The sequence below is a fragment of the Aeromonas sp. ASNIH4 genome, from assembly GCF_002934425.1.
In the GTDB taxonomy this organism is placed as follows: Bacteria; Pseudomonadota; Gammaproteobacteria; order Enterobacterales; family Aeromonadaceae; genus Aeromonas; species Aeromonas hydrophila.
In genome coordinates, this window is sequence record NZ_CP026217.1 from 1148602 (window position 1) to 1164297 (window position 15696).

Consider the following 15696-nt stretch of genomic DNA (forward strand, 5'->3'; position numbering starts at 1 on the left):
TCACAGGGCCGGTTCGATGGCGAGCACCAGGCAACTGGGCTCGCTGATGCGAAAGCGCACGTTGCAGTCAAACAGCCTGACGCCGTACTCCTTGTCATCCGGCTTGCCCTTCTTGTAGGCGGGGCGCGGATCCTGGGCCAGCACCTCGCTCACCAGCAGGCGCAGCTCGGGGTGGGCCTTGAGCCAGGGTTGCAGCTGCTGCTCCGCCTCGGGGCTGAAACTCACCGCCAGCGGTGGGGTGGGCGCATCGGGGGCGAAACCGCCGCGAGCATCCGGCAGGCTGTCGGCATAGGGGATATAGGGCTTGATGTCGACGATGGGGGTGCCATCGAGCAGGTCCACCGCCCCCAGTTCGAGCCAGAGTTTGCCGCGCTCACGACCAACCCCGTGCAGTTCGACCACCGAAAGGCCGAGCGGGTTGGGACGAAAGGTGGAGCGGGTGGCAAACACCCCGACCCGCTCGTTGCCGCCCAGGCGCGGCGGGCGCACGGTCGGGTGCCAGCCCTGCGTCATGGTCTGGTGAAACACGAAGCTGAGCCAGAGGTGGGAGAACTGCTCGATGCCGCGCAGCACGTCCGGCTGATCGTAGGGGGGCTGCAACTCGAGGCGGGCGCGGGCCGATTTGACCAGACCGGGCTGGCGCGGGATGGCGAACTTCTCCTTGTAGGGAGAGCGGATGATACCCAGGGTGTCGATTTCGAACTTCATGGCGGATCCTGACTGAAAACCCCGGCAATGTAGCACAGCGGCCCTCAAAACGCAGGCTTGCCCGCCGGCCGGTGGCTGCCTGCTTGCCGTGATCCCGCTCCCATCCCGGCCGCTTCGGGGCTGTATCGCGCCGCCAAGTTGCGTAGGGTGGGCGCAGGATGAGTGAACGGCGCGTCCGCCAGCAGGGCGGCTCGCTACAACCGGCGTGACTGCAGGAGAGGGGCCGCGCCGCACAGGAGAGACAGGGATGAAACTGCTGATCATCGGCGGCACCGGATTTCTGGGGCGCCATCTCACTGCGCTGGCGCTGGACTGGGGCCACGAGGTGACCTTGTTCAATCGCGGCCGACGCCAGCACCCGGACTGGCGCGAACTCAGCCAGCTGCAGGGGGACCGGGATCAGGACCTGACCCCGCTGCATCGCTATCAGGGAAGCTGGGATCTGGCCATCGACACCTGCTGCTATCGTCCCGAACAGGCGACGAGCCTCTCGGCCGCCCTGCTCGGGCGCTGCGAGCGGTTGATCTTCATCTCCACCATCAGCGTCTACCGCGACTTCGCCCAGCCCGGGCAGGACGAATCGGCGCCGCTGCACGAGATTGCCGAGGGGGAGATGCCGGAAGATTACGGCCCCCTCAAGGTACTGTGCGAGGCCACGTATCGGGCCCGTTGGGGCGAGCGGCTCTGTGTTTTGCGCCCAGGTGTCTTGTGCGGCCCCCATGATCCCACCGGCCGGCTGGCCTGGTGGGTGAAGCGGGTGCAGCAGGGCGGTCCCTGGCTGCTGCCGGGGCAGGGGGAAGACCGGCTGCAATATCTGGACGTGCGCGACTGCGCCGAGTTTGTGCTGCGGGCCGCCGAGCAGCAATTGAGCGGCATCTTCAATCTGGTCAAGCCCGGTATCGCGCTGAACGACTGGGTGGATCGCCTGGCCGCCAGGCTGGCACCTGCTACCCCTATCGTGCCCAAATGGACACCCTGGCCTGCGCTGCTGGCCGCCGGGGTGGAGCCCTGGCAGAGCTATCCGACCCTGTTGCCCAACGAGCAGCCCGAGTATGCCGGTTATGGCCGCATCAGCGCCGAGGCGGCCATCGTGCAGGGCCTCAACTTTCGGCCGCTGGAGGAGACGGTGGCGGATGTGGCCGAGTGGCTGGCCGGCGCGCCGGACGCCGCGGTGGCTGCCGGCATCACGGCCGAGCAGGAGACGCGGCTGCGTCAGCTTGTCCGCTAGAGGCCGGCAAATGCGGTTTCAAAGCAAAAGGGCATCGAGAGATGCCCTTTTCTTTTCGGCGTGAGCGCAGCTACTCGGTGCGCATGGCGGCGCCGGCGGCGGTCAGTTGCTCGCGCAAGATGGCGCGATGACAGCGGGACTCCTGCTCGCAGTAACAGCCCACTGACAGGTTGGTGGTGTGGGAGAGGGCGGCCAGCAGCGCCAGATCGTGCCTGGCGGCCGGGGTCGCCAGCTCGGCCTTGTACTGTTTGCAGAAGGCGCTCCACTGGGCGGGCGTCTCGGCAGCCTGGCCCAGCTTCATGGTGTCGTTGCTGGGGGCTAGATTGGGGAACCAGACGTCGTACCAATCCTGGCTGGCAAACTCGGTTTTCGGCACGCCGCGGGGCGGACGGCGCACGGTGCCGATCCGCAGTCCCTCGTCGGGCAGGCGGGGCGTGCCGAGGCGAACGATGGCCAGTGCCATGCAGGCTCCTTGCAGTTGACGCTTATTTCTCGGTGGCGACTTTCAGCGCCTGGCCGTAGCAGATCACCTGCTTCAGGCAGCCCGGGGTGTCGCTGAATTCGGCGCACTTGTCGAAGGTGACGCCGTTGCCGCCCATGTCGGCCACGCGGCGGCGGGCCAGGGTTCGGGCCTCGCCGGCGTTGGGGATCGGCTGCTTGGCATCGCTCTGGCAGGACTCCCCTTCGACGGTGCCGAGATAGAGGTAGTTGAGATCGGCCAGCTGGCCCTGTTCATAGATCTGAACGCTGCCCGGCTTGAAGTACTCGTCGAAGTTCTCTTTGTCCAGATTGCTGTTGAAGGCAAAGTCGGCGCAGCCGGAGGCAATCAGGGGCATCATCAGGATCAGGCGTTTCATCGTCTCGTATCTTGTGTCGGTGATGAGGACAGTAGCAAGGCGCAGGCGCTCCATGTCGGCATCTTGTGGAATAACGAAGGGGCCATTATAGGGGCCAGTCGACGGTGTCGACCAGCCCCATTTTTAGCCGTATGGGCGGGGTGTGACCAGGATCCGGCCGTGTGTTGTCCGTGCAGCTTCACGCTGCCGGCAAAGATGACTGGCCTGGTGTCATGAGAGAGGGGCTCACCGGGCACCCCTCTCTCGTTGCTCATCAGGCCGGCGCCAGCCGCTGATGCAGGCTGCGGTAGTAGTCGTCCGCCAGCAGCGTCTGATGGGGGGCGCAGAGGCGGATCTGCCCCTCTTCCATCAGGGCGATCCGGTCCATCTGCTCCAGCCCCAGCAAACGGTGGGAGATGAGCAGCAGGGTGCGATCCGCCCCCAGCTTGAACAGCAGATCCATGATCTCTCGCTCGGTCTGGCTGTCGAGCCCCTCGGTCGGCTCATCCAGCAGCCAGAGCGGCGCGTCGTGCAGCAGGGCGCGGGCGATGCCGATGCGGCGGCGCTCGCCACCGGAGAGCGGCCGACCGCCATCCCCCAGCCAGGCATCGAGCCCGCTGTCGCTGTGGCCGTTGTCATCTTCCAGCAGATTGGCAAGGCCGACCTGGGTCAGCACCTGCACCAGCTGCTCGTCACTGGCATGGGGGGCGGCCAGCTTGAGGTTGCCGCGCAGGGTATCAGCAAACAGGTGCACCCGCTGGCTCACCACCGAGAGGGAGGCGCGCAGCGCCCCTTCGCTGTAGTCGGTGAGCGGCTTGCCATCGAGCAGGATCTTGCCGGCCTGCGGGTTCCATTCGCGGGTCAGCAGTCCCATCAGGGTCGATTTGCCGCAGCCGGTCTGGCCCAGCAGCGCCAGTTTTTCACCGGCCTGCAACTGCAGGGTGCAACCGCGCAGCACCGGCTGCGGGTTGCCTGGGTAGCTGAAGTAGAGGTCGCTAATCTGCAGCGCCCCCTGTGGCGCGTGGCGCTGTTCGTGGCCCCACTCGGGGGCCTTGGCCTCCTGCAGGATCTCGTTGAGGCGGCGGGCCGAGGTGAGGCTGGTGGAGAGGTGCTGGAAGGCACCGGCCAGCGGCATCAGCGCCTCGAAGCTGGCCAGGGTGGCGAACACCATCAGCGCCGTGATGGGATCCGGCGCGGCGCCTGCTACCCCGTGACCGGCCAGCCACAGCATCAGGGTGAGGGTCCAGCCGCTCAGCAGTTGCACCGAGCAGTTGGCCAGCCCGCTCACCCGGGCCATGCGGGCCTGGGCCTGGATCAGCGCCTGTTCGGCCTGCTGCAGCTCGTCGCGCGCCCGGGGGGCGGCGGCAAACATCTGCAGCTCGGCCTGGCCGTCCAGATAGTCCACCAGACGGGTACGCAGGTTGGACTTCTCGGCGATCAGCTGGCGACCGGGCTGGCGGCCGAGGAAGTAGAACACCAGCGGCAGGGCCAGCATGCCGAACAGCAGGATGGCGCCCAGTATCAGGGCCAGGTCGGCATCGAACAGCGAGAGGAAGAACACCAGACCGGCGCTGCTGAGCAGGGCCGCACCTATGGGGGTGACCAGCCGCAGGTAGACGTGGTCCATGGCGTCGATGTCGGCCACCAGCCGGTTGAGCAGATCCGCCTGGCGAAAGCCCGCCAGGGCGCCGGTGGAGAGCGGCGAAAGCTTTTGCCAGAACCAGACCCGCAGCCGGGTCAGCACCCGGAAGGTGGCGTCGTGGCTCACCACCCGCTCACCCCAGCGGCCGGCGGTGCGGATGATGGAGAAGAAGCGTACCCCGCCAGCCGGAGTCATGTAGTTGAAGGTATCACGGCTGGCGACGGCCAGCCCCGCCACGGCGGCGGCGGAGAGGAACCAGCCGGAGAGCGACAGCAGTCCCATGCCGGCCACCAGGGTCACCAGGGCCAGCAGCAGGCCGAGGGAGAGGCTCAGCCAGTGCTGGCGATAGAGGCGCAGAAACGGCAATAGATCAGTCATCGAGAGAATCCCCCGGGTGTTGGGACAAGAGGCGGGCAAACGGGCCTTGCGCCCTGCTCAGTTGCTGGAAGTTGCCTTGCTCCACCAGCTGGCCGCGCGCCAGCACCAGTATCTTGTCCATCTTGGTGAGCTGGTCGATGCGGTGGGTGATCATCAGCAGGGTCTGGCCTGCTGCGGCCTGTTCGAGCGTGGTCATGATGGCGCGCTCCGAGTGGCGGTCCAGGCTGGCGGTGGGCTCATCCAGTACCATCAGCTGGGTGGACTTGAGCAGGGTACGGGCCAGGGCGAGGCGCTGGGCCTGGCCGACCGAGAGGCCGCCGGCCTGATCCCCCACCGCATAGTCGAGCCCCTTCTCCATGGCAAACTCCCACGCCTGAGCCCGTTTCAGGGCCTTCTCCAGTTCGCTGTCACTGGCGGAGGGGTTGGCCAGCAGCAGGTTGTCGCGCAGCGAGGCATGGAACAGCTGCGGGTTCTGGGAGAGCCAGCCCAGCTGGCGGCGCCACTGGCTCATGTCGAGGCTGGCGAGCTCCTGGCCGTTGACCTTGAGCTCGCCGCGATAGGGGGCAAAGCCGAGCAGGGCATTGACCAGCGAACTCTTGCCGGCGCCGCTGATGCCGATGAGGGCGGTGCGCGAACCGGACGCCAGGGTGAAGTCGATGGGGCCGACCAGCACCTTGCCCTCGGCGCTCAGCACTTCAAGGCCTTTGGCTTCTACCTTGATGGGGGCGTCGGCATGGAAGGGCGCATGGCCTGAGGCGGGTTCCGTCACCTCGGCTTCGAGGAACTCCAGCAGCTGTTCGGCGGCGCCGATGGCCTGCGCCTTGGCATGGTAGTGGGCACCCAGTTCCCGCAGCGGAGCATAGAACTCGGGGGCCAGAAACAGCACGAACAGGCCGGTAAACAGGGTAACTTTGCTGCCATAGTGGCCGAAGTTCAGGTGATCGATATAGGAGAAGCCGAAGTAGACGGCTACCAGCGCCACCGAGAGAGCGGCGAAGAACTCCAGCACGGCGGTACTGAGGAAGGCAAGGCGCAGCACCTCCATGGTGCGTTCGCGAAAATCTTCCGACGCATCGCGAATGGCATCCCCTTCCGCCTGGGTGCGCATGAACAGCTGCAGGGTGCGCAGCCCCTTCAGGCGATCGAGGAAGTGGCCGGAGAGACGGGCCAGCGCCTGGAAGTTGCGGCGGTTGGCGTCGGCGGCGCCGACCCCCACCAGGATCATGAAGAGGGGAATGAGGGGCGCCGTGCCCAGCAGGATCAGGCCAGCGGCCCAGTTGACCGGGAACACGGCCACCAGGATCACCACCGGAATGAACACGGCAATCGCCATCTGCGGCAAGTAGCGGGAGAAGAAATCCTGCATGTTTTCAATCTGCTCCAGCAGCAGGCTGGCCCAGCTGCCGGCCGGTCGACGCTGGATGTAGGCCGGTCCTAACCGGCCAAGACGGGTGAGCACCAGCTCGCGGATGGCCTGGCGCACCGCGCTGCCGGCCTGGAAGCTGGCTACTTCACGGCCATAGGCCAGCACCGCCTTGCCGAGGGTAACCAACAGCAGGGCGATGAAGAGGGGAATGGATTGCGCCGGCGTGGTGCCTTCGATGATGAAACCGTGCAGCAGGGTGGCCAGCAGCCAGGCCTGTGCCACCATCAGGATGCCCTGACCCAGGCCAAAGCCGATGGAGAGGCCGATCCAGCGCCGGCCGTGGCTCGATTGATTGCGCAACCAGCCATAGAGTCGTTTTTGCGTTTTTTTATCCATTACCACCATCCTCGCGTCGAGTGGCGCAAGACTATCCTCGCCCCCCAGGCTTGGCAACCTTGTAAATTCCGGCTTGTGAAAACGGTTGATTGAAAAAGCGGCTTGCTGCTCATTAGTTGGTCGAACAGATTGATTTACGGTAAAAAACCGTATCGAGGTGATTGCGCTCGGCGGCAAAATGCATATAGTAGAGGCCCTGACGCGGGTGTAGTTCAATGGTAGAACGGTAGCTTCCCAAGCTGCATACGTGGGTTCGATTCCCATCACCCGCTCCAAATTCCAGATAATGGTCAAGGCCGTTGTCACCTCAGCCGAAACGGCTGTCTGTCATGGGGTTTCCCCATCACACCAAGCAAGTTTTGATGCCAGGCGGGCATCGTATAATGGCTATTACCTCAGCCTTCCAAGCTGATGATGCGGGTTCGATTCCCGCTGCCCGCTCCAGCCTTCATGCAAAAAGCCCACTCCTGCGAGTGGGCTTTTTGTTGTCTGTTTTTTGATGCCGGCGAGAGTGCCAGAGCGGCCACCCTGAAAGGCACAGAAATGGAAAAGGCGCCAACGGCGCCTTTTCAACTCGGGAGGAGGGAGGATTACTCCTGCTCCAGCTCGCCGCAGAAGCGATAGCCTTCGCCGTGGATGGTGGCGATGATCTCCGGAGTGTCGTTGACGCTCTCGAAGTGCTTGCGGATACGGCGGATGGTGACATCCACGGTGCGGTCGTGGGGCTTGAGCTCACGGCCGGTCATCTTCTTGAGCAGCTCGGCACGGGTCTGGATCTGGCCCGGGTTTTCACAGAAGTGCAGCATGGCGCGGAACTCGGAGCGCGGCAGCTTGAACATGTCGCCAGCCGGGCTGACCAGGGCGCGGCTGTTGATGTCCAGTGCCCAGCCGTTGAACAGGTAACGCTCCACCAGCTTCTTCTCTTCGCCACCAGCGGCCACATTCATGGTGCGGCTCAGCAGGTTGCGGGCACGGATGGTCAGCTCACGGGGATTGAACGGCTTGGTGATGTAATCGTCGGCACCGATCTCCAGACCCAGGATCTTGTCCACTTCGTTGTCACGACCGGTCAGGAACATCAGGGCGATGTTGTCGTCCTCACGCAGCTCGCGTGCCAGCAGCAGGCCATTCTTGCCCGGCAGGTTGATGTCCATGATCACCAGATTGATGGTGTGGGAAGTCAGAGCCTGATGCATCTCGTCGCCATTGTTGGCTTCGAGCACGATATAGCCCTCTGCCTCGAAGATGCTTTTCAGGGTATTGCGAGTGGCCAGTTCGTCTTCGACGATCAGAATGTGTGGTGTTTGCATGAGTATTCCCAGATTCTTATCAGTTAGTTATCTAAATTTTAACACTCTTTGGCGTTACCCGACCGGTCCTGAAAATTTATTACGTCATCCTGGGTATGAATGTCAGGTCGGATTATCGCGAATTTGGCATCAGCGTTGGCAAACATCCCTGTGCCACACATAGGCTCTCAATAAGTCTGATCGAGAGAAGCCTGGAAAGGTAGTCCATTACAAAAGTGGCTGCATTTTATCAGTTAACAGGCGCATAACAACACTCTTTGCCGTCAGATAGCAACTTTTTAACTCTGGTTTGATATAGGTCAAACCCTGAGTTCACAGCATGATACTTGGGGTTGCCCCTATTTTCGCCCCTATAAAATGTAATGGAATGTAACATGTGGTTGACATGAATTTGTGGGAAAACTACAGAAAAATCTGCTTTATTGCACCCTTTTCGGCGCCGAAATGGCCTGCCTACGCCATTGTGACGGCCTGGAATCCTGCCAGTCGCCAGCTGGGAATGCGTCGCAATACCCGCCGTCAGCGGGCCCTGTGGCGGGCCATTGCGGCGGTTCCTCGCTGGCAGGTGATGGGGCCCTGCCGGGGCAGTTCGCTGGATGAAAGCTGGCAGGAGTCGTCGCTGCTGCTGGCCTCCACGCGCAGCGAGGCCATCCAGCTGGCGGCCCGCTTTGGCCAGAATGCCATCTACTGGGTGGAACAGGGGGAGCTCTGGCTGCTGCCGGTGTTGCTGGCGGGGGAGCCACACCATCTGGGCAGAATTGAATCTCACTGGATTGTCAGGGGCTCTGCTTGATGAAAGAATGAGCGAATTCATGTCCATGGAAGGAGACTTATGATGCTGGATCTACTGCCCGATCTCTGTGACGAGTACGGCGATGCTCTGCAGGTGGCGGAGCCGCTGTTTCAAAATTTTGGTGGCAAGGCGCTGTTTCACGGCCAGGCGGTCACTCTCTCCTGCTATGAGGACAACAGCCTGGTGCGGGAGCTGGTCAACCGGCCCGGGCAGGGGCGGGTGATGGTGATCGATGGTGGTGGCTCCCTGCGCCGCGCCCTGCTCGGCGATCAGCTGGCGATCAAGGCGGCGGAGCAGGGCTGGGAAGGCATCGTGATCTACGGCGCCGTGCGCGACGTGGGCACGCTGGCGACACTGGCGCTGGGGGTCAAGGCATTGGCGCCCTGTCCGGTCAAAACCGAGAAGCGGGGACAAGGGGAACTGGATGCCGTGGTGTCGTTTGCCGGGGTAACCATACATCCGGGTGACTACGTCTACGCCGATCTCAACGGCGTGCTGGTGAGCGCCACCCGGCTGATCTGATCCCGCTAGAAGTTGAAGCCGACCCCGACGCTGAGGGATTGTTCGGTGCGAAAGGCGCTGACGCCGTAATTGGCGGTGATGGCCAGTTGCGGGGTCAGCAGCAGGCTGGTGTTGAGCTCCAGCAGGGTGCTGGGTTTGTTCACTTCCAGCTGTTTGAGCTGGCTGCCGATGTTGAGCATGGGGGAGAGCTGATAGCGCACCCCCGAGCTCAGGTTGTAGCCGGATTGCTCGCTGCTGGGGCCGATGGCTGGGCCTGCTTCCATGTAGAGGCTGACGCCATCGTGCAGCGGATACTGATAGCCGGTATTGATGAGCCAGAGATCGAAACTGTCGTTGTGATGAGCCTGATTGTCGAGCAGCACGCCGGAGTAACTCTTGACGTAGAGCTGGCTGTTGGCGTCGTTCTTGAGGAAATCCCAGTCGGCGGCCTGGGCGGTAAGGCTGAGGCATGAGACGAGTGCGATGACGGATGATTTGACCATTCTTTTCCCCTCCCTGGGTCCGGAACAGGAATACAAGCATGGCACATGCCAGCTGGTAGTAAAGGGAACCCCGATCACAATAAAACAGTTTTGATTTGCCCCGCTCTCATGATACACAGGCCCCCATCACCATGTTTCTTCCCCTATTTTGCTGATATCAAGAGGTGAACCCATGAACAAAAAACTGACTCTGCTGGCCGTACTGGCCCTGGGAGGCTGCGCCATGGCAACTGGTTCCAAGCTGACTCAACTGCAAGCTTCCACCTGGCAACTGCAAGGGGCGAACGGCGACACCTTTACCCTGCAAGTCGCCGGTGACAAGGTGGCGGGAAAGGGCGGCTGCAACCGCTATTTCGGCGCCATCACCCAGCAGGGTGACGGCGTGCTGGCGCTGGGCCCCATGGGGTCGACCCGCATGATGTGCATGGGCGATCTGGCCGGCAAGGAGATGCTCTATCTGCAGAAGCTGGAGAAAGTGGCGAGCTTCCAGATCAGCGGTCAGCAGCTGGTATTGAGCGACGCCAACAAGGCGGCGCTGCTTACCTTCGACGCCATGCCTGCCGCCAAGTAACTGACGGTTTTGTCAGGGACTGTCGTAGCGCGAGCTGACGGCCCAACGCAAAAGGGACGCCTCGGCGTCCCTTTTGCTATTTGCACTCCCTTTTGCAACTGGGCTCCCGGACAGGCTAGCCCCCCCGCTGAAACTTGAAGCGCTTCTTGCGCCGATAGGGATAGACATCCTCGAACACCCCCTCCTTGATGTTGCTCTGCAGCATCTTCCAGTAGTTGGCATCGAACAGCTCCTTGTGCAGCTGCATCATGATGTCGCGTACCTGGGGTTTTTGCAGCAAGAAGGTGGCGAACTCCTCGGGGAAGATGTCGTTGGGGGCCACCGAGTACCAGGGTTCTGCGCTCCACTCATCCTCGGGGTAGCGTGGTGGCGGGATCTGGCGGAAGTTGCACTCCGTCATGTAGCAGATCTCGTCGTAGTCGTAGAACACCACCCGGCCGTGGCGGGTGACCCCGAAGTTCTTGAACAGCATGTCGCCAGGGAAGATGTTGGCCGCCGCCAGCTGCTTGATGGCGTTGCCGTACTCCTCCAGCGCGAGTCGGGTCTGCTGCTCGTCCGCCTTGTCCAGATAGAGGTTGAGCGGGATCATCTTGCGCTCGGTGTAGAGGTGCTTGATCACCAGCTTGTCGTCGGTGAGGGTCAACGCAGACGGGGCCACCGTCTTGAGCTCGGCCAACAGCTCCGGCGAGATGCGATCGAGGGGAAACTCGAAGTTGGTGAACTCCTGGGTATCGGCCATGCGGCCCACCCGATCGTGCTGTTTTACCAGCCGGTATTTCGCCTTCACCTGCTCGTGGCTCACGTCCTTGGGCGGCGTGAACTCGTCCTTGATCACCTTGAACACCACGTCATAGGAGGGGAGGGTAAACACGCTCATCACCATCCCCTTGATGCCGGGGGCGATGACGAACTGCTCCCGGCTCTGGGCCAGGTGCTGCTGATAGTGGCGATAGAGCTCGGTCTTGCCGTGCTTCTGGCAACCGATGGCGTTGTAGATCTCGTAGTCCGGCTTGTGGGGCATGATCTGGCGTAGAAACAACACGAACAGCGCCGGCACGGGGGCATAGACCATGAAGTAGGCGCGGGCGAAGCCGAACACGATGGAGGCCAGCTCAGGCTCGAAGATGACGGTGTCCACATAGATGCTCTGACCGGTGCTGAGCAGCGGAAGGATGAAGGGGAAGACCTGCCCCTTGACCCGGATCAGCCCCACCAGATAGGCCCCCTTGTTGCGGTAGAACACCTCCTTGAGCAACTCGATGGCGAACGGCTCATCGTGCAGGATGGCCGGCCCGTTCTCGGCAAGATGGCGCTGGATGTCGACAATATCCCGCTGTTTGTCCTCATAGGGCAGGGTGAAGCTGTAATCCCCCAGCAGCTGGCTCAGGGTCTGCGGCAGATGGGCGAGATCGGTGCGATAGATGCGCAGCAAGGCGCTCAGGTCGGGGTGCTCCCCCCGGCTGCGAAATGGATGGATATAGAGGTTCTCGTCGCGAATGTTGCGATGGCGGAAGATACGGCGATAGACGGAGTTGAAGAAGGACTCCGCCACCTCGAAGTTCTCGCACTTGGGCAGCAGATCGCTGAACGCCCCCTTCACCTGCTTGAGCAGGGCCTGGCTCGGCAGGGTCGCCCCCATCATCTGCTTGATCAGCGCCGTGGTGGCGCCGACGTGATGATCGTAGAGGCGAATACGCTCGCGCCCGGCGAGCTGCACCCCCAGCCAGTCGCTGTTCTCGAAGCGGCTCTTGCTGCCCTGGGTTATTTCGAGAAACCGGCTGTAAAACGACTCGAAGCGTTGCAGAATCGTCTCGGCGACGGCCTGTTCCAATGGCTGCTGCATCTCTCTCTTCCTTGTGATCTGTCGGGCCGATGGCGCCTGGGATTGGCTGCAATTTGTTCACATTCCCGGCCACTATGGCAACATTCAAACGTCTGTTCAAGTGGCAATTTTCGGGTGAAAACGGTAGATTGCGCCCCTGTTTTGCCGATGATCCGCTGTTGTTTGCGCATTCGGCCCTGCCCAGGAGAAAACCCGATGAAACTCTATTTTGTGCTGGTGGCCCCCGCCCGCCCGGCCAACGTGGGCGCTGCCGCCCGCGCCATGAAAACCATGGGCTTTGATGCCATGCGACTGGTGGCAAGCCGGGTGCACGAAGAGGAGGAGGCGAGCTGGGTGGCCCACGGTGCGCAGGAGGTCCTGACCCAGGCCGAGGCGTTCGACACCCTGGAAGAGGCGCTGGCCGACATGGATCTGGTGGTGGCCACCACCGCCCGCCAGCGCGGTCGTTATCAGCACTACCTCACTCCGGCCGAGATCCGCGACCAGATCAAGGCCAAGCCATCGCTGGACAAGGTCGCCATCGTGTTTGGCTGCGAAGAGTCGGGGCTCTCCAACGAGCAGCTGGCCCAGGTCGACCTCATCAGCTATCTGCCGCTCAAGGTAAGCTACCCGTCCCTGAACCTGGGGCAGGCGATCATGCTGTACGCCTACGAGCTGAGCCAGTTGCTTGATGAGCCCGAGGTGCCAGCAGAAAATGTTGATAACTCCGGACAGGTTCGGGTGCTGAAAAGCAAAACAGCAGAAATTCTTGGTGATCTCGGGGTTTCGCAGGATGAAAAACTACATCAGTGGGTAATGGACCGAGTGCCCATGCTGCCGCAGCGGGATTTGAATATGCTTCACCTGCTCTGCAAAGACCTTGCCCGCAAACTTGGCAAAGAGGTTTAGGTTGACAGCCCGGCGCCCGGCGCGGTATTGCTAAAAGCCAGCTTCGTTCAAGAGTGTTCGTCATGCAGTTATTCACCAACGTCATCACCACCACCATTATTACCGGTACCACCACAGGTGGCACTGGGGCCGGTTGATGCGCTGACGAACAAGCACAGAAATCAGAAAAGGCCCGTACCCACCCAGTACGGGCCTTTTTGTTGGATGATTTTCAGAACCATTTTCGGGCAAATTTGCAAGGATCACAGGGAGAGAAAGCGATGAGAGTGTTGAAGTTTGGCGGGTCGTCACTGGCCGATGCAGAGCGTTTTTTACGGGTCGCCGATATCGCGGTGAATACCCACGGCCAATCCCAGGTTGCCCTGGTGCTGTCGGCACCGGCCAAGGTGACCAACCACCTGGTGGCGCTGGTGGAACAGACCAGCCGCGGCATGGATGCCAGCAGCACATTGTTCGAGATCAACGGTATCTTCTCCCGCCTGCTGGCAGGCTTGAAGGCAGCCTATCCGGCACTGGATGACAAGGCGCTGCAGGCCCGCCTCACCGCCGAGCTGGATCAGGTGGAGCGGCTGATGCAGGGCATCCGCCTGCTGGGGCTCTGCCCGGACAACGTGCAGGCCCGCATCCTGAGCCGGGGCGAGAACCTCTCCATCGCCTTCATGCACGAGCTGCTGCGGGTACGCGGCCTCGAGCTGGACATCATAGTGCCGGAGCAGCTGCTGGTGACCGACGGCGGCTACCTGGAGGCTCACGTCGACATCGAAGCCTCCCGCCTGCGCTTCGCCGCCAAGGGCCTGCGCTCCGATTGCCTCTACCTGATGCCGGGCTTTACCGGTGGCAGCGACAAGGGCGAGACCGTGCTGCTCGGTCGTAACGGCTCCGATTACTCCGCCGCCGTGCTGGCCGCCTGTGTCGATGCCGAGTGCTGCGAGATCTGGACCGACGTCGAGGGCTGCTACAACTGCGACCCGCGCCTGGTGCCGGACGCCTATCTGCTGAAGACCCTCTCCTACAAGGAGGCGATGGAGCTCTCCTACTTCGGTGCCAAGGTACTGCACCCGAAAACCATCGCGCCGGTGGCCCAGTTCCACATTCCCTGCCTCATCAAGAACAGCTTCAACCCGCAGGGGCCGGGCACCTTGATTGGCGTCGAGCAGGGGGATGACGACCTGAAAGTGAAGGCCATCTCGGATCTCTCCGGCATGTGCATGTTCAACGTCTCCGGCCCCGGCATGAAGGGCATGGTCGGCATGGCCGGCCGTATCTTCTCCGCCGTCTCCCGCGCCGGGGTCAGCATCGTCCTCATCACCCAATCCTCCTCCGAGTACAGCGTCAGCTTCTGTATCCACAGCTATGACTGCGACAAGACCCGCAAGGTGCTGGAGCGCGAGTTCGAGCTGGAATTCAAGAACCAGCTGCTGGATCCGCTCGAGATCATGCAGGATCTGGCGATCATCTCTCTCATCGGTGACGGCATGCGCACCTCCAAGGGGATGGCGGCACGCTTCTTCACCTCGCTGGCGCAAGCCTCCATCAACATCGTCGCCATCGCCCAGGGCTCGAGCGAGCGCTCCATCTCGGCGGTGGTGCGGGATCGCAAAGTGGCGGAAGCCATCAAGGCCTGCCACCAGAACTTCTTCGGCAGCCAGCAGTTCATCGACTTGTTCGTGGTCGGCGTCGGCGGTGTCGGCGCGGCTCTGGTGGACCAGATTGCCCGTCAGCAGCCGGTATTGGCCGAGCAGGGCACCGGCCTGCGGGTGGTGGGCATTGCCAACAGCCGCCAGATGGCGGTCAACAAGGACGGGCTGAACCTCGCCAACTGGCGTGAACAGCTGGTGGAGGCTCGTGACAGCTTCAGCCTGGAAGCGGTGCAAAAGCTGGTGGAAGAGAGCCACCTCATCAACCCGGTGATCGTCGACTGCACCTCCAGCGAGGCCATCGCCGTTCAGTACGCCGACTTCCTCGCCGCCGGTTTCCACGTGGTCACCCCGAACAAGAAGGCCAACACCGGGTCGCTCGATTACTACAAGGCGCTGCGCCGCACCGCCCGCCAGACCCGTCGCAAGTTCCTGTACGAGACCAACGTGGGCGCCGGCCTGCCGGTCATCGAGAACCTGCAGAACCTGATCAAGGCCGGCGACAAGCTGCGCGCCTTCGACGGCGTGCTGTCCGGTTCGCTCTCCTTTATCTTCGGCAAGCTGGACGAGGGGATGGCTTTCTCCGACGCCACCAAGATTGCCCGTGGCAACGGCTTTACCGAGCCGGATCCCCGCGACGATCTCAACGGCATGGACGTGGCGCGCAAGCTGCTCATCCTGGCTCGCGAGGCCGGCATGGCGTTGGAGCTCTCCGATGTGGAAGTGGAGCAGGCCCTGCCGCCATCTTTTGTAAAAGAGGGTGATGTGAGCGAGGATGTGGAATCCTTCATGGCCCGCCTGCCGGAGGCTGACGGCTGGTTCCGCGACCAGTTCGCGGCGGCCCAGCGTGACGGCAAGGTGCTGCGCTACGTGGGTTCCATCGAGGGTGGCAAGTGCAAGGTCGCCATCAAGGCGGTCGGCGCCGACGAGCCGCTGTTCAAGGTCAAAGACGGGGAGAACGCGCTCGCCTTCTTCTCTACCTACTACCAGCCGATCCCGCTGGTGCTGCGCGGCTATGGCGCCGGTACCGAAGTGACCGCTGCGGGCGTCTTTGCCGACGTGCTGCGCACCCAGAACTGGAAGCAGGAGTTGTAAG

Annotated in this window: 14 protein-coding genes and 2 tRNA genes; 8 read left to right on the forward strand and 8 right to left on the reverse strand. The window is 62.5% G+C overall.

The window, feature by feature from the left end:
* Window positions 1-708 (reverse strand): tRNA (N6-threonylcarbamoyladenosine(37)-N6)-methyltransferase TrmO, encoded by a 708-nt coding sequence (gene tsaA, locus C2U40_RS05395; protein WP_103828562.1) that lies wholly within the window; start codon window positions 706-708, stop codon window positions 1-3.
* Window positions 709-955: 247 nt separating this feature from the next.
* Between tsaA and C2U40_RS05400 the strand changes: the two genes are divergently transcribed.
* Window positions 956-1936 (forward strand): NAD-dependent epimerase/dehydratase family protein, encoded by a 981-nt coding sequence (locus C2U40_RS05400; protein ID WP_103828561.1) that lies wholly within the window; start codon window positions 956-958, stop codon window positions 1934-1936.
* A gap of 70 nt (window positions 1937-2006) precedes the next feature.
* Here the strand turns inward: C2U40_RS05400 and C2U40_RS05405 are convergent, their stop codons facing one another.
* From C2U40_RS05405 to cydD, 4 genes are all read right to left on the reverse strand, one after another.
* Complete coding sequence (locus tag C2U40_RS05405; protein ID WP_011706827.1) at window positions 2007-2399, reverse strand: DUF488 domain-containing protein; 393 nt, start codon at window positions 2397-2399, stop codon at window positions 2007-2009.
* Window positions 2400-2421: 22 nt separating this feature from the next.
* Complete coding sequence (gene rcsF / locus C2U40_RS05410) at window positions 2422-2793, reverse strand: Rcs stress response system protein RcsF (protein ID WP_010633326.1); 372 nt, start codon at window positions 2791-2793, stop codon at window positions 2422-2424.
* A gap of 253 nt (window positions 2794-3046) precedes the next feature.
* Entirely contained in the window at window positions 3047-4792 is a 1746-nt protein-coding gene (gene cydC / locus C2U40_RS05415; protein WP_103828560.1) for a heme ABC transporter ATP-binding protein/permease CydC, read from the reverse strand.
* Window positions 4785-6554 carry a heme ABC transporter permease/ATP-binding protein CydD gene (gene cydD, locus C2U40_RS05420; RefSeq protein ID WP_103828559.1) on the reverse strand — a complete coding sequence of 590 codons (1770 nt, stop codon included), beginning with the start codon at window positions 6552-6554 and terminating at the stop codon, window positions 4785-4787. Before cydD ends, cydC begins: the two co-directional genes overlap by 8 nt.
* 201 nt (window positions 6555-6755) lie before the next feature.
* On the opposite strand from cydD, the gene C2U40_RS05425 reads away from it, so the two are divergent.
* Window positions 6756-6829: transfer RNA gene (locus tag C2U40_RS05425), tRNA-Gly, on the forward strand.
* A 94-nt stretch (window positions 6830-6923) separates the two neighbouring features.
* Window positions 6924-6998: transfer RNA gene (locus tag C2U40_RS05430), tRNA-Gly, on the forward strand.
* A gap of 146 nt (window positions 6999-7144) precedes the next feature.
* Here C2U40_RS05430 and arcA read toward each other — a convergent pair.
* Complete coding sequence (gene arcA, locus C2U40_RS05435) at window positions 7145-7864, reverse strand: two-component system response regulator ArcA (protein WP_103828558.1); 720 nt, start codon at window positions 7862-7864, stop codon at window positions 7145-7147.
* A gap of 376 nt (window positions 7865-8240) precedes the next feature.
* Here arcA and C2U40_RS05440 point away from each other — a divergent pair, with 376 nt between their 5' ends.
* Both C2U40_RS05440 and C2U40_RS05445 read left to right on the forward strand, forming a co-directional pair.
* On the forward strand, window positions 8241-8657 hold the full coding sequence (locus C2U40_RS05440; protein WP_103828557.1) for a DUF3293 domain-containing protein: 417 nt from the start codon (window positions 8241-8243) through the stop codon (window positions 8655-8657).
* Between the two features lie 42 nt (window positions 8658-8699).
* Window positions 8700-9179, forward strand: coding sequence for a putative 4-hydroxy-4-methyl-2-oxoglutarate aldolase (locus tag C2U40_RS05445; protein WP_011706822.1), 480 nt, complete (start codon window positions 8700-8702; stop codon window positions 9177-9179).
* Window positions 9180-9184: 5 nt separating this feature from the next.
* Here C2U40_RS05445 and C2U40_RS05450 read toward each other — a convergent pair whose 3' ends face one another.
* Complete coding sequence (locus C2U40_RS05450; protein WP_103828556.1) at window positions 9185-9661, reverse strand: hypothetical protein; 477 nt, start codon at window positions 9659-9661, stop codon at window positions 9185-9187.
* A 172-nt stretch (window positions 9662-9833) separates the two neighbouring features.
* Here C2U40_RS05450 and C2U40_RS05455 point away from each other — a divergent pair, with 172 nt between their 5' ends.
* Window positions 9834-10232 (forward strand): META domain-containing protein, encoded by a 399-nt coding sequence (locus tag C2U40_RS05455; protein WP_103828555.1) that lies wholly within the window; start codon window positions 9834-9836, stop codon window positions 10230-10232.
* A gap of 115 nt (window positions 10233-10347) precedes the next feature.
* On the opposite strand, the gene aceK is transcribed toward C2U40_RS05455, so the two are convergent.
* Window positions 10348-12075, reverse strand: coding sequence for a bifunctional isocitrate dehydrogenase kinase/phosphatase (gene aceK / locus C2U40_RS05460; RefSeq protein ID WP_024943685.1), 1728 nt, complete (start codon window positions 12073-12075; stop codon window positions 10348-10350).
* A gap of 195 nt (window positions 12076-12270) precedes the next feature.
* Between aceK and C2U40_RS05465 the strand changes: the two genes are divergently transcribed.
* Window positions 12271-12963 (forward strand): tRNA/rRNA methyltransferase, encoded by a 693-nt coding sequence (locus C2U40_RS05465; protein ID WP_103828554.1) that lies wholly within the window; start codon window positions 12271-12273, stop codon window positions 12961-12963.
* A 260-nt stretch (window positions 12964-13223) separates the two neighbouring features.
* Entirely contained in the window at window positions 13224-15695 is a 2472-nt protein-coding gene (thrA, locus tag C2U40_RS05475) for a bifunctional aspartate kinase/homoserine dehydrogenase I (RefSeq protein ID WP_103828553.1), read from the forward strand.
* Window position 15696: the final 1 nt, after the last annotated feature.